Genomic DNA, 13,082 nt, shown 5'->3' with positions numbered 1-13,082 from the left:
ATCGTCGTTGGCCGGGCAGGGTGTCTTGACGCAGCCGCTTTGACACGTCGCCGGCGCCATTCTTAATTGTCCGGGCTGCCATGCACCGATTGCCTGTTTCCCCGTCTTTCCGCTTCTCGCGATCGCGGCAGCCACCGCCACGGCCGCAAGGCGATATAGGCAGCGAGGAAGGTTCTCTGTGCAAGGCCGGCCTCGCTGTGCCAGACCTCCCTTATCCCCGCCGCCCTCAATGCCCTTCGTTGGGTGCTGTTGCGTTCCCAGCGCCGGCTGATGCTGCCCGCCCGATAGTATTTGTGGCAGAGCACTTGCGGCACGCGGACAAAGCCGCCGAGCAGCGACAGATGCAGAAGCCAGGTCCAGTCGGCGCTGAATTCGCCTTGGGTGTTGGGCTTGATCCCGCCGCTACGGTGGAACGCCCAGGCCCTGAATATCCCACGATTGGGAACCCACCATCCATGCGGCTGGCGCGCCATCACCCGGCCACGCGCAAAACCGTCCTGCAAGCCCTCCAGCAGGTCGAACTTCCACGTGGCACTTTCGCCTCTGACTTCGATCACTTCGACATCGCTGAACGACAGTACGGCCTCGGGATTGGCATCGAGCGCCCGCACCAGCGCCTCGATATAGTTTGGATCGATGACGTCGTCATGGAAGGCAAAGAACATCAATTCGCCGCTGGCATTGGCCATCAGATCGTTGGAGTTCTTCAGCCATCCCAGGTTTTTGTCCCGGCGCAGGATTCGGACATCGTCGCGGCCGCTGGCGAAGGCTGAAACGATCTCGAATGTCGCGTCGGTCGAATTGTCCTCGCCGACCAGGATCTCGATATTGTCCCAGGTCTGCGCGGCGAGGCTGTCCAGCGTACGCGAAATGAATGCCGCCGAATTGTAGCATGGCACCAGCGCGGTGACCTTCGGCCGCCAGCCGGATCGAAGCTCGACTTGTTTCTGCGCTACCTGCTTCGCGCCGCCCTGTTCTGTCTCACCCATTCACTCGATCCCGCAGATTTGCCGCGCCAGCCTGTCGGCAAGCCACGGCGCCGTCGAATATTTACCTGTGTCGACCGAGATGTAGTTGCCCAGGCGGTTGACCCCGAATTGGTCGCGGCGATGGATCGTGGCTTTCGGGTCGCTGAGCGAACCACGCCCTTGCGCAAACACGAAGCCGCCGCGTACCTCAAGCTCCTCGGCATCGTCGAACATGCTGGAAACAACGGGCACCAACCGAGTGAGCGTGGCGCGAACGTCGCCGATGAACCGCTGTCGTGCGTCGGCATCGAGCGCTTGTGGCGTTTCGATCGACAATTCGCCACTCTCCGCAAGCAACCCGCTCGGATACCAGGAGAGATAGAAGTTGCGCCCGTTATAGTTTTTTATGTCGCCGAATGGGCCAAGGGCGACGACCGCGCACGGCACATCGACAGGCTGGCTGGTGCGGCCGAACAGGCAAAGCCGGTAGCGGTGCGACCATCCGGGAACCGGCTCGATGCCGGCCGTGCGGTCGACAGCCAGCCGCCCCTCCCATAGGCAATTGACGACAATGTCGAACGCCTCGCTTTTCTCGCCTGCGACCGCCACGCGCCATTTCCCGTCAATTCCGTCCACCGGCTTTGCCGACAGGACTTTGGCCGCCATTCGCAAGCTGATGTTGGGTTCACCCCGAAGCACGGCGCAAAGCCGGTCGGCAACCCATCGCGTGTTGATGGATCGCTCCGGCACCTGGAAGCCGCCGACGATCTGGTCCGAGTTGGTGACATCGGCCAATTCAGTTTTGGAAAGCCGATTCGATCGCGCCGCCGATACGTCGGCAAGGTAGCTGGTGGCGTCAGCGTGGCTGCGCACCAATACATCCACACGTTCAAAGATCGCCCCCAGCGCCTCGGCAGCGACGATCGAGTTGCGATGGACCAGATAAAGGTCTTCCGAAAAGGTCGTGTGCGCTTCCAGATTGCTTCCGATCAGCTCGGAAACAAGCCTGCCGAAACACAGTCCTCCCGAAAGCAGATGCCGGGCGGTCAGCAGCGAGGGATCGTTCCCGTAGAGATAGCCGAGATGAATCTTGCCCTCGTTCCAACGGCTGGCGCAGGCCATCGGCTCGCTCTCCTTGTCGAAGAGGGACACCGCGTAGCCTCTGCGGGCCATCATGAGAGCGAGGCTGGCGCCCATGATGCCGGCGCCGAGAATAGCCATTTTGCCGCGAGGCGCTGTCATGTCCTGGCGCGCATCGCGGCCTCTCCCTTCGCGATGAGTGTCATCAGGGGTTCGATACGTAGTTTTCAGGGTCGTATTCGGTATCGCAGAAAACCAGCAAAGCCGGGTTCTCGCCTTCATAGGTCTGCAGCGCCCACACCGCGGCATCGACCAGCACCGCGCGGTTCGATGCGGTGAGCGTCAGCCGTTCGACCTGTTCCTGGTAGCGAAATTCGATGCCGATCTCGCCCGACAGCTGCATCATCAATTGCCGGCCCGAGCCGTGTGCATGTCCGCCCCGCGACGTGCCGCGCGGCGCGGTGACGATGAACGCCCGCACGGCCTGGAAATTGTAACCGCTGAACTCGATAGCGGTCAGTATTCCCCTGGGATCGCTATGTAACGAAGTGGGGATCTCGGTGACCTTGCCGCCAAAGAACGTTCGATGCTGCATAACGTAAGCCCGCCAGATGCCGGTCGAAATTTACCTCAGACTAGCGCTTTTATCAAAAGGCAGAATACAACCACTTCGGCGGTGTTTTGGGGACACTGCAGCGGATCGATGTCGAGCTCGGCCTCAGGCCGATAGGTGCCGACTACCGAAGGTCGCCGCGCCGTCACGACTTCTGAGTCGCGGCCGAAACCACGGCTTAAGACCTTGGTCCGAGCGGTCTAGGACCTTTGAGTTCGGAAGGCCGGCCGGTTCCAAGGAGGGTGATCTACTTCAGCAATTTCAAAGAGTTATGCTGGTTGGCGTTTCGCCGGCCGGCCGCTTCGTTCTCGCAATGAAAGCACAGCTATATCCAAGTTTACCCTTTGTGTTAGCGATTCCTCATGTTGCCCGCTATAGCGGTTAGTGGCGGTGGCAATCTCGGAGGTAGTTATGACATCCCGAAAGACCCTTTTTGCTGCATTTGCGGTGTTCTCGCTTCTGGTGTCGCCGGCCCTGGCTGCTGCTGGTGGCAACGGCCATGGTAACGGCCATGGCAATGGTAACGGCAATGGCAATGGCAATAGCGGAGGAAACGGTAATGCTGGCGGCAATGGCGGAGGCGGCGGTTCGGTCGGCAAGTCGGCATCCGCCAAGGGCCAGGCCCCTAAGGGCCAGGTCGCCAAGGCCGCTACCCCTTCTGTGTCCAAGGAAAAGAATATCCATGCCAAGCTCGGCCGGTTGAACTCGCTGCAGCGCAACGCCAACGCCTTTATGCACTCCAAGAGCAAGAACTTCGCTGGCGTGCAGGCTTTTGTGACACAGTCGGCAATAGCCAAGAACGCTCAATCGGCGCTCGATGCCGCTAATCAGGCGGTTACCGACGCCAAAGCGGCGCTCGACGCGCTGAATGCGAAAGCGGCTGACCCGAATACCCTGCCCGAAGATGTCCCGACGCAGGCCGACCTCGATGCAGCACAGGCAGCGCTCGATGACGCCACCCAGGATGCGGCCGCTGCTCAGACCGCCGCCACAGCTGCCGCTGCCAACGTCCCATCGATCGATGCAGCCCTTGCCCAAATGGCCAACAAGCCCGTTGACCCTGAGGTGACAGATTGGGCCAATAGCGTACTTGCCGACAAGATCGACCAAGTAGCCGCCAAGCTGGCGCCGGCCGCGCCTTAAGGCCCCATGCGGCGGCAGCGATCCAATCGACGATAAGCCGTCGGGTCCGCCCGGCGGCTGCACCTTTCTCGCCTATCTGCAGCGTTGGTCCCAATGCAGGTCCGAGATTCTGGTCATGGCTATTTTGCGAAATCTCCAGCCGGGCCGCCGTCCTCAAGGCTGAATTCATGCGTGCTTCGCGCATCTTCATCGACCACACGAAACCAATGCTCCTGAAGCGCTCTAGGCGACACCCTTTGGCCCGTGACCTTCTCTACCGCAGATAACGGATCATCGGCGCTCGTGGCCTGAGTTGAGACACACTCCTCTCCATGCCACTCTTCCACCTGGTACTCTGGCATGCCGGCCTACCTACCGCTCCCCAGAGCCTTCGCTTCCCGCTCCAGCGTCTCGCGTCGGTTGCCGTGCTTCGCGATCAATTCCTTGACCTGCTGCGGGGTGATGCCGGCCTTGGTGGCGAAATACTCGACTTCATAATCCTCATCGGCAGAGACGCGGTCCCGATCGCGGAAGTCCGTCTTCGTTTTGTCGTCGGCCATTTGCTTTGCTCCTGGTTGAATGATCAACCGCAACGTGCAGCCGCAGCCTTTTGTTGCAGCGGAGCCCGGATTTCCGAAACGGTCACATGGGAAAACGGCCCTCAGTCGCAGGAGGTGCTGGTGTTGCTGTAACTTTGAACGGAACGGTTCTTCTCCTTGACGGTTGTGACGTGAAGGAGATGCCTCATGTTTGAAAGTGTGATGTGGTTGATCGTCGTTGCTGGTGGGCCACTGTTGCTGGCCCTATTGATGGCATACGTTCTTATGACCCGACGCCACCGTGGTCCTGCAGAACGCATGGAAAGCGACCGCGCGACCAAACGGCTCTATCGCCAGGACGAACGTTGATCCTGAGGCTGGCGCAACGTTTGCGCTCACGCTGGCCCGCTGCCTCGCGGTGGCAGGCTTCTTCGTTTTAGGAAGTTAGGAATAACTTAGGAAAGATTTGGCCCTCTTTGAAAATACAGAGGCAATTCAGCACGGTAGCCAAATATCTGGCGGAGGGAGTGGGATTCGAACCCACGGTGGGCTTGCACCCACGCCGGTTTTCAAGACCGGTGCCTTAAACCGCTCGGCCATCCCTCCAAAGTATTGATCCGACTACGTTATTCCCTGCGCCAAGAAATCTCCATTGTGCCTTTGCTACGCACTTTGCAACTATTTGGCTTTTCGCTGGCTGCTTATAGCCGCCTGCAATGCCACGTCAACTTGCTCCGCTGCATCGGCCTGCATCCCGGGCATCACATGCGAATACAAATCCAACGTGATCCCGATGCCGGAATGCCCGAGGCGTTCGCTCGCGATCTTTGGATGGACGCCTGCCGATAACAACTGGGAGGCATGCGAGTGCCTTAAGTCGTGGAACCGGATTCGGGGTAGGGAGGTCTTGCCGAGAACGCGCACCCACTCATGTGTGAGGGAGCGAGGCTGTAGCGGCTGGCCATCGACCTGGGCGACAACGAAGCTGTCGGCATCCGGACGAATACCAAGGCGCAACTGTTCCTCAGCCTGCCGCGCGCGGTGCGCCTTTAGTTCAGCGACTGTGCTAGCAGATAGCGCCACCGTCCTGGCCCGCCCACTCTTCGGTTCCTTGTAGCGAACGCCGTCATTTGTCTGCTCGGCGCTTTCCTGGATCGACATCTGCCGGCTGTTGTCTCCAAGATCAAGGTGGCGCCAGCGTAGCGCAAGAATCTCACCACGGCGCAAGCCGCACGTCACAGCCAAGAGTATGGGAATAAACATGCGCGTCGGCCGGAGGGCGTCCAACATGCTGGCTGTCTGCACCACATCGTATGCCAGCATCTTCTTGCGTTCGACCTTCGGCGGCGTCGTCGCCGTGGCTGGATTGCGAGTAAGCCGCTCCCAGGTCACGGCTTGGCCCAGCGCCTTGACCAGAACTCTTCGGTAGTGGTGGACCGTGCGGGGGGACAACGGCGCAAGAGGCTTCGACGGCGCGCCATCTTTCTTCTTGCGGTGGTCGACGCGTGGCGCCGTCAGCGCCGTTGTAAAGGCCGCATCAATACGGTCCGTTTTCAGCTTAGAAAGGACCACATCGCCGATGAGCGGCGTCAGCCCCTTGCGGCATATCTCAGTGTAGCGTTCATGGGTTTTCGGTGCGACCGACGGCTTGATGAATAAGAGCCATTCTTCAAGAAACTGGGCCACGGTCTGCTTGGTCGGTTCGACATATTGGCCTTTGGTAATTTCGCATATGAGACGGGAGCATTCATTTTGAGCTTCGCGCTTGCCGCCGCTGAAGCTGTGCCACTTCCGTTTCTTTTTGCCCGTTTTCGGATCTCGCTCGCCGACATCCAAGATTATCGCCCATCGCCCCGGCGACCTTTCTCTGAGATGGCCCTTCACTGCTGTATCCCCTAAAAATTCTCTTCGCCGTTAGCCCGCCCATCGAACCAATCCGGCACTCGCAGTTTCGCCGCCACAAGTGCGGCATGCATCGCCTTGCTGGCTCCGAAATAGTTGGTCGCCTTTTCCTCATTCTGCATAGCGATGTATTGATCGATATCTGGCCAGAGGACATCGACGTTCTGCCGGATGGGCGTCTTGCAATCGTGATTGGTGAAGAACAACGCCCAATGTTCCTGTGCGAAGCGAAGGCGTCGTTCCTCCTCATCGGTTGGATACAATTCCGGTTGAGCCGCTAGTCGAAGGGCACGGATACCCTCAGAGACATCCCAAAGGTCTTGCCAAGTTGTCTCCGCAGGGGTCGCCGGATTGCCAGGAATCGGAGCGTTTGAGGCGGCTACGAAAATCGCGCGCTCTATCGTGCTCGTAATGGTCGCACCGGTGAGCCGTGATAGATAATCGACAACGAAGCGGGATTTTGGATCAAGTCGGATTGTGAGCGTTTCGCTCTTGCCGCCTCGCGGCGTCGCCGATTTCATCCCGTCCGCTCCCAATGTGATGCCAATTCCCTATAATGACACAAAAAACTTTGCAACACCTATTGACCTTTTTCGTCCCTTCCTATCACCGATTGCACTGCCAAATAATAACATTTCGAGGTGCAATCGTGAGATCGCCACAACCCGAGACTGTAAAGGAAGCCCTTGAGCATCCGACTTTGCCGTTGACGATCTTCGGCAAGATTTTCCTGGATCTGTCCCGCAACGGCTCTTACAGCGCCGCCGCGCGCGGTGACATTCAGGTTCTGACGATGGGCCGCCTGAAATTGGTTGCCGTCACCAAAGAGGCAAAGCGCCTGGGCCTGTTGGAAGGCGAGGGCGCGTAAATGGCTCGCGTCGATCCCGATCTGTACGATGACAGCAGCGCCAAATGCGCGTTCAACTACTTCGGGTTAAATGACGTGGACACCATCGCGGTACGCGAAGCCGCCACGCGTATCAAATTGCGGATGCGCCGCACTGTTGAAGACATCATCGGGATCGGGCTGGACCTGATCGATATCAAGGAACGCGTAGGTCACGGCCATTTTATGAAATGGATCAAGGCCGAGTTCAAAATGAGCGAACGCTCAGCCCAGAATTTTATGGGGGTAGCTGAGGTCTATGCGGACAAATACGCAAGCCTTGCGGATTTAAAGGTGACAGCCGAAGCCCTCTACCTCCTCGCGGCACCAAAGACGCCATCGGAGGTCAGGGACGAGATCGACCGCAGGATCGACGCCGGCGAGCTGGTGACCAAGGCAACCTACGATCAGGCGATGGCCGCGCATCGGGCCGCGATGAGGCAGGCGGATGATGACGCCATCGCCACCATGGAGCGTGAGGCCGAAATCGAATCCATGCAGGAGGTTGACGCGCCGGAGCTCCGACACCCTGGTCCAGACCCGGAACCGTCTACCGACAGCATTCACGGTGCCGTTCGCGAAATCAATGACCCCGCTGAAGTTCACGACCAGGAACCAAGTACCGACGAAATCGACAGCATTGCGTCATTGGTTGTGGCGATGAAAGCATTGCGGGACCTAGAGCACTCCACCTGTGAAGCCTTCTGGAAACAGCAGCGTGCTCAAGGCAAAGCGGACACGATCCACAGGGTGTTTAAGAACGTGACGCCCAGGATCATGATGCTGTCCGAACTTTACTACTGCGATCAATGACAACTAAACGCGACCCGGAAACGGTGCCGGCGCAACGATGAATGATCTTGAGGACTAGTTCAAAATGCATTTCCGCCCTCGCGACAGGTCCGCCTCGGCCGGCGACCAAGCCGAAGCCCAACGCGCTGAAGATAAGCCCAAGTGGCTTACAGGGAAACACCGTGAAATCGCGCCAGTGCCATCGATTCGGCTTGAATGGCCTAAAACAGCAGCTACACGTCAAGTAGCTTTCGAGTCATGGCTTTACGTGTCCAAGCAAGTAGCGGGCCTTCACAACGCCAGCTTTAAACTCATCAATCTCATGAAATTTGTAATCGTGTGGAAAAGTGGCACGACAACAGCAACCAATAAGCGGTTGGCGCGCCTTGCGGAGCGCTCCGTTGTGGTGATGGAGCGCCTTGTTAAGCAAGCCATAGCGATGGGCGTGCTCATATCGAAGCGGGGTCCACGCATCACAAGTAATGGTCATTCTCTCAGATCCCGAATCCTTCAGCTATCGTATCCAAAATCACTGCCTGACGGGATCGTCCTTCCAAGCACCGAGGGCCGCCCGACGAGGGAGTGAACCCTCCACGGTCCCCCCCAGGATAATATCGATGTTACCCCCCACGGCTCCCCCTACCGTGGAGGGACCTTTAAGTGCCAACGGAGCCAATGTGCAGTTGAGCCTCTTCAGTCCAGGACCGGAAGCGAAGCCGATATGCAGCACCACATACTTCCCGCTGCACCGCCGCGCCGCGCTCGTGCGCGCCACGGCGTTGCGCTTGATATCGCCCGAAACTGGCACGCGGTTTTGGAAGAAGCACATCGCCAAAATGCGGGGGAAGCTACGGCACGATGGCCTGAAGCAACAGCAAATCAATGCCGAGATGAGAGCATACAAAAGCGCGGTGAATGCCTTTGTGCTCGGCTATAAAAAAATCCCTCAAATCGAGAATCAAAAGCGAAGTGCCACCATCCTACCTCTGTCGCGGCCGCGCAGCGAAGCGGAGCGATGCCCGGAGGGCAGTGCGGGAGCGAATGCGACCAAACCCGCGTCGCGGACAACGGTCGCGCAACATCTTCACTAGCGCCACTGTATCAACGAACCTTGCAGTTCACCGCCCCTCTTGCTATGTTACAAAGCGAAAGCTTAGGAGCGAACCCCCTCAAAACATGGGACGCCCTAGATGCGCTCGATTTCCAAAACACCCAATGACGATGGGCAGCTTGAAGCCCTTCTTTCCTTGGCCAGGCTGTTGGCCAAAGGCGGTGGGCCGTCGATTTCACCATCCGACAACTATGACACCAGCCTTCTGGCAGACATAAGTCACGTGATGAAACAGCTGGTTGCTCAAGAAACAAGGTTGCTGAGTAATCGCGTGACGCTGTTGGAACTCGCCGCCGGGTCGCCAAAGGGTGCCAAGCCCGTAGGCAAAGCCCGCGCCAAGGCGGTGAAATTATGACTCCCGCCGAAGTGGTTACGATCTGCCAGACTGCCTTCCGTCAGGCCGCCGATAGTGTCCTCGAGAGATACAAGGCCGCCTTGGCACAGCAGGGGCTAAGCGATAGCGAGAAGAGCAAACGCTTGGGCGCGTACAGCATCCAGATTGAAGCCTGGTTCAAGCGCTCAGTCGATGCGGTCAAACGGAAATTTCCGGTCCATTGAAATCAAGCTTGTTGTTGGCCTGGGTCGTTCCACCCTCCTCTCAGGCCACTGGCCGCCGCGCTGTGACGCCAGCGCGGCGGCGCCTCTGGAGGGGTGGGGGGCATTAAAATGTGGACATCAGGCAACGCACGCCGACCGCAGCTGCCCTCCCGGACACATTTTTTTACTGCTCAAGGCTGTTTCGCAAACGACAAGATCATCGCCATGACCAAGACCGATCTCAAGACTCCTGATTTTCCCGCGCCGCGCTGGCTGACCCGGGCCGAAAAGGCCGAGTTCCATAGGGTAATTTCGATCCGAAAGGCCGCCGGGAATCCGGTTTCGGAAGCAGATATCCCACCGATCTGCGATCTGATTTCGGCCCGGTCACGCATCGCCGTTTTACGAGGTCTGTTCAAGCGTGCTGTGATCGATTGCAGGGAGAGTGACTTCACAAGTAGCCAGCGCCATCTGCTTGCCATTGGCCGTGATATCGACAAGGCGACGGCAGCGGCGCAAAAGATGGCCGCCAGACTAGGCGTCTAAGAACAGTTTCCACTAATTGCTTCTTTATCTAGTTGATGATCTCTTGCCTTCGCTCTGGGAGGGCAAAATGAAAAAGGATGACCATCTCGACAAGGAAACTTCGGTCTCGGCGGAACTGACGCCTACAGGTGTAAAGGCCAGCGCAAAGAGCCGGTTTGTCGCTGCGGTAGATCGGTTGGGGGGAAATTTAGTTGAACTGATGAATGCGCCAATAGAAGCCAAGGTCGCTGAGCGCAGGGCAGTTTCTGATAGCCGAGTTCTTGCAATTGAGACAGTTGCAGCTTTGGGGCTTGAACGCCTCAAAACCGATCCAGATTTCGCTGAACGAGCTATACGCAGTCACTTAGATTCCATGTTCGCGGGACAGGAAAACAAGGACGCGGTCCTCGCCAAGGCCGTCGAAGACCTTCGAAACCAGCCGCCAACAGAAGGCGAAGCTACATCCGGATCGGAAACTCTAGATGAGGCCTTTGTTCGCCGATTTGATCGTTTCGCAGAAGCTGCGACAACCGAGGAACTTAGGGAGAAGTGGGGCCGAGTCCTTGCCCAAGAAATACGGACACCCAACACATTTTCTGCAAAAGTGCTCCGGATAGTGGATGAGTTAGACCCCCAGACCGCCAAGTTATTTGAAACCTTATGTGAACATCGCCTTGATAACGTTGTTCCAAAAATATTGAGTAAAGAACTTGACTTCGCGGAAGTCGCAAAACTTACGGGTGCAGACCTTTTGGTGGAGCCTGGATTAGGTCAGAGAAGACTTTCCTTCGAGACTCAGGATTCCGACGGGAAAGATTTGTGGATGTGGCCATTCGGGAGGGAATGGGCGATCACCGTCTCGCGAACCTCAGAACCGATAGGTGTTTTTGGAGATGCCACAAAGACCGTACTGATCGAAAATAATATGCCGACAGTTCCGGTCTATGTTCTTTCAGCGGAAGGCGTCGCCGTCGCTTCGATTTTACCAGATAATACCGCTACGGCTCTTGATCGGCTGGCCACCGAAATTTCTGTCGTGTTGTCCAAATTAGATGTTCGTACTTATGGGTTGTCGCCGGATGGGCAGAGCATGAGTCCGATCCGAACTATAATTGCTAGGTCCGAAGAGTCACCGTCATGAGCCGCTTTCCCGGCGACGCCCGCCTGATCATCACCATAGCCCTCATCGTCGCGCCGTTCGCAGTTGTCGGTGGCTTGATTTATCGCTTGTTGGAATGGGCAGGCTGGCTCTAGCGCTTTGCCTTCGGCGTGATCTCTTCGATCCGCGCCTCAACCCCGTCCTGGACCATGGCTTCTTCAAGCGCTTCTGCTTCTGCCTTGTTCCCGGTGGTTAGCAACGCCAGTGCGGCTTCTCAGCTCCGCGAAGGGCGCTGGTGGCTGGTGCCCTTCTGGGCGAAGGAAATGCCGAAGGCGGCGATGTTCAATGCGAGAATAGAGGGCATCGATACAGCGCCCGCCTTCCGCGATGCCTTCAAGTCCAAGCGCTGCCTGATCCCTGCCGATGGCTTCTACGAGTGGACGATATCGCCAGCCGACGGCAAGAAGGACCCTTGGCACATCTACCAGCCCAGGCCACGCGCCTTTCTCGTTCGCCGGCCTTTGGGCTTACAATTCCAATCTCGACATAACCAGCTGCACCATCATCACAAGGCCTGCCGCAGACCCGATGAAGCAGTTGCATGATCGGCAGCCTCTCATTCTCGACCAGGCCTACTACGACGCTTGGCTGGACCCGGCGACGCCCAAGGACAGCCTCCAGGAGATTCTCAGCCACGACATCGACGGTCAGTTGCAGTTCAATCGCGTTGGGCGTGAGGTGAATACGAGCGCCGTCAACAAGCTGCCCAACGACCATCCCGGCCTGGTCGGGCCGATCAACCCGTTATGAGCGACGAACCGAGCCGCCTTGTCGAAGGGATGACACCGATTCCGCGCGATCGCCGACGGATCGACAATCATGCGTGTAAGCACCCGGGCTGCGGCGAGGATGGAGGCTGCCCGAGCGCGGCAGCTAGCACACTGGTTTTGTCTGAAGCACCGCAGCGAAGGCGAGCGATTTCTTTAGGAGGTTTGAATGTCGGACAACGTGCTCATTCCATATCCGGCACGTCCTGAGTCAATCGCGGCTCTTGCGACGCCGTTGATGAGGCGGAGCCAACATATTCGCCGTCGCGCGGTCAGCCCCGGCTTGCGGTGTTCGAGCTCAATGCCGAGCAAATCGTATTCTTCCACCATGTAGCTTTTGACCTTCAACCAGGCCGCACGTCGGCCCCAAATCGCCCGAGACGACGGCGAACAAAGGGAAGCTCTGGCTTGGGGAGTCATCCTCCTTTTTCAGAATGGGATTAAGGACGAGGCGGAGCTGCTGCAGGCGTGCCGGTTGCGCTGACCGGCTAATGCGCGTCCTTAAGAAGCCGCGCCTCACGAAGTAGGGAATTCCAGTCAGTGCCGATCAGTTCGATGAGCTGACGTGATTGCTCTACGGAAACACCTGTCTCTTTCGCCAATCGTGCGGCGAGTGCTTCCACTTCCATTCCCTGACGCTGTTTTTCCATGAGCCTGCTCCGCAACCCAAACCGGTTTGCGGCAACAAGGTTCCCCGGACCTCCAGCTCACCGTCTGCCCTGGCGGCTAATCCTTTGGCGCTTCCGCGACGCTATTGTCCTCGCGCTGAGCTTGCCGAAGGCGCTTCAACAGTTCGCGTGAGGCTTGGATCGCCCTGCGCGATTGATCCATGTTCTGGCGAAAAGTGGCGCGTTGCTCCATGGACTTCTGCCACTTCAGCAAGGTGGCCGTCGTAGTGGCAGCGGCCGCGCGAGCGATATCTATGGGCGTTGTAACCATCACATCCTCCCAAAAAGGCAATGGTAAACGCCACATTAATAAGCCGGCCGACGCCCTCGCTGCAATAAAGAATGTTATACGAGTTTTACTCAATGGCGAGGCACATTGCCATGCGACAGCCTCATCGCCGGCCCCTTCCACA

At 58.0% G+C, this 13,082-nt stretch carries 18 protein-coding genes and 1 tRNA gene; 11 read left to right on the top strand and 8 right to left on the bottom strand.

Features of this window, described 5'->3' with window-relative positions; translation table 11 throughout:
* Window positions 1-62 precede the first annotated feature (62 nt).
* The 3 genes from NKH22_RS03230 to NKH22_RS03220 are packed head-to-tail and all read right to left on the bottom strand — an operon-like array spanning window position 63 to window position 2,643.
* Entirely contained in the window at window positions 63-989 is a 927-nt protein-coding gene (locus tag NKH22_RS03230) for a glycosyltransferase family 2 protein (RefSeq protein ID WP_023805179.1), read from the bottom strand.
* The gene (locus NKH22_RS03225; RefSeq protein ID WP_352908941.1) at window positions 990-2,210 is read right to left on the bottom strand and encodes an FAD-dependent oxidoreductase; all 1,221 of its coding nucleotides are present in this window, start codon (window positions 2,208-2,210) and stop codon (window positions 990-992) included. It lies immediately after the preceding gene.
* A gap of 43 nt (window positions 2,211-2,253) precedes the next feature.
* Entirely contained in the window at window positions 2,254-2,643 is a 390-nt protein-coding gene (locus NKH22_RS03220) for a sugar 3,4-ketoisomerase (protein WP_352908940.1), read from the bottom strand.
* A 408-nt stretch (window positions 2,644-3,051) separates the two neighbouring features.
* Here NKH22_RS03220 and NKH22_RS03215 point away from each other — a divergent pair, with 408 nt between their 5' ends.
* Window positions 3,052-3,804, top strand: a complete 753-nt coding sequence (locus NKH22_RS03215) for a hypothetical protein (protein WP_348529830.1) — start codon at window positions 3,052-3,054, stop codon at window positions 3,802-3,804.
* A 347-nt stretch (window positions 3,805-4,151) separates the two neighbouring features.
* Here NKH22_RS03215 and NKH22_RS03210 read toward each other — a convergent pair whose 3' ends face one another.
* Window positions 4,152-4,343, bottom strand: a complete 192-nt coding sequence (locus tag NKH22_RS03210; protein WP_023668952.1) for a DUF3606 domain-containing protein — start codon at window positions 4,341-4,343, stop codon at window positions 4,152-4,154.
* A gap of 186 nt (window positions 4,344-4,529) precedes the next feature.
* On the opposite strand from NKH22_RS03210, the gene NKH22_RS03205 reads away from it, so the two are divergent.
* Entirely contained in the window at window positions 4,530-4,691 is a 162-nt protein-coding gene (locus NKH22_RS03205; protein WP_023691300.1) for a hypothetical protein, read from the top strand.
* A 147-nt stretch (window positions 4,692-4,838) separates the two neighbouring features.
* On the opposite strand, the gene NKH22_RS03200 is transcribed toward NKH22_RS03205, so the two are convergent.
* From NKH22_RS03200 to NKH22_RS03190, 3 genes are all read right to left on the bottom strand, one after another.
* A tRNA-Ser gene (locus NKH22_RS03200) sits at window positions 4,839-4,928 on the bottom strand.
* A 72-nt stretch (window positions 4,929-5,000) separates the two neighbouring features.
* Window positions 5,001-6,206, bottom strand: a complete 1,206-nt coding sequence (locus NKH22_RS03195) for a tyrosine-type recombinase/integrase (RefSeq protein ID WP_502908561.1) — start codon at window positions 6,204-6,206, stop codon at window positions 5,001-5,003.
* Between the two features lie 11 nt (window positions 6,207-6,217).
* Window positions 6,218-6,745 (bottom strand): hypothetical protein, encoded by a 528-nt coding sequence (locus NKH22_RS03190; protein WP_156933251.1) that lies wholly within the window; start codon window positions 6,743-6,745, stop codon window positions 6,218-6,220.
* Between the two features lie 185 nt (window positions 6,746-6,930).
* On the opposite strand from NKH22_RS03190, the gene NKH22_RS03185 reads away from it, so the two are divergent.
* From NKH22_RS03185 to NKH22_RS03145, 9 genes are all read left to right on the top strand, one after another.
* Window positions 6,931-7,092, top strand: a complete 162-nt coding sequence (locus NKH22_RS03185; RefSeq protein WP_023736624.1) for a hypothetical protein — start codon at window positions 6,931-6,933, stop codon at window positions 7,090-7,092.
* Window positions 7,093-7,923 (top strand): DUF3102 domain-containing protein, encoded by an 831-nt coding sequence (locus NKH22_RS03180; RefSeq protein ID WP_352908937.1) that lies wholly within the window; start codon window positions 7,093-7,095, stop codon window positions 7,921-7,923.
* A gap of 656 nt (window positions 7,924-8,579) precedes the next feature.
* Window positions 8,580-8,993, top strand: a complete 414-nt coding sequence (locus NKH22_RS03175) for a DUF6074 family protein (RefSeq protein WP_023736626.1) — start codon at window positions 8,580-8,582, stop codon at window positions 8,991-8,993.
* 99 nt (window positions 8,994-9,092) lie between these two features.
* Window positions 9,093-9,368 carry a hypothetical protein gene (locus NKH22_RS03170; protein WP_023736627.1) on the top strand — a complete coding sequence of 92 codons (276 nt, stop codon included), beginning with the start codon at window positions 9,093-9,095 and terminating at the stop codon, window positions 9,366-9,368.
* A complete protein-coding gene (locus NKH22_RS03165) occupies window positions 9,365-9,571 on the top strand; it encodes a hypothetical protein (protein WP_352908936.1) in 207 nt (68 codons plus the stop codon). Before NKH22_RS03170 ends, NKH22_RS03165 begins: the two co-directional genes overlap by 4 nt.
* 204 nt (window positions 9,572-9,775) lie before the next feature.
* The gene (locus NKH22_RS03160; RefSeq protein WP_352908934.1) at window positions 9,776-10,096 is read left to right on the top strand and encodes a hypothetical protein; all 321 of its coding nucleotides are present in this window, start codon (window positions 9,776-9,778) and stop codon (window positions 10,094-10,096) included.
* A 67-nt stretch (window positions 10,097-10,163) separates the two neighbouring features.
* Window positions 10,164-11,216 carry a DUF2806 domain-containing protein gene (locus NKH22_RS03155; protein WP_352908933.1) on the top strand — a complete coding sequence of 351 codons (1,053 nt, stop codon included), beginning with the start codon at window positions 10,164-10,166 and terminating at the stop codon, window positions 11,214-11,216.
* A 167-nt stretch (window positions 11,217-11,383) separates the two neighbouring features.
* Window positions 11,384-11,779: an SOS response-associated peptidase family protein gene (locus NKH22_RS03150; RefSeq protein WP_352908980.1), complete on the top strand. Its 396-nt coding sequence runs from the start codon at window positions 11,384-11,386 to the stop codon at window positions 11,777-11,779.
* Complete coding sequence (locus tag NKH22_RS03145; RefSeq protein ID WP_352908979.1) at window positions 11,721-11,984, top strand: SOS response-associated peptidase family protein; 264 nt, start codon at window positions 11,721-11,723, stop codon at window positions 11,982-11,984. The genes NKH22_RS03150 and NKH22_RS03145 overlap by 59 nt, the downstream gene beginning before the upstream one ends.
* Window positions 11,985-12,489: 505 nt before the next feature.
* Here NKH22_RS03145 and NKH22_RS03140 read toward each other — a convergent pair.
* On the bottom strand, window positions 12,490-12,651 hold the full coding sequence (locus NKH22_RS03140; RefSeq protein WP_352513214.1) for a hypothetical protein: 162 nt from the start codon (window positions 12,649-12,651) through the stop codon (window positions 12,490-12,492).
* Window positions 12,652-13,082: the final 431 nt, after the last annotated feature.

Source organism: Mesorhizobium sp. M1252 (assembly GCF_040318265.1).
In the GTDB taxonomy this organism is placed as follows: domain Bacteria; phylum Pseudomonadota; class Alphaproteobacteria; order Rhizobiales; family Rhizobiaceae; genus Mesorhizobium.
The sequence above is the reverse complement of the archived record's forward strand: the minus strand, read 5'-3'. Positions and strand labels throughout refer to the sequence as shown.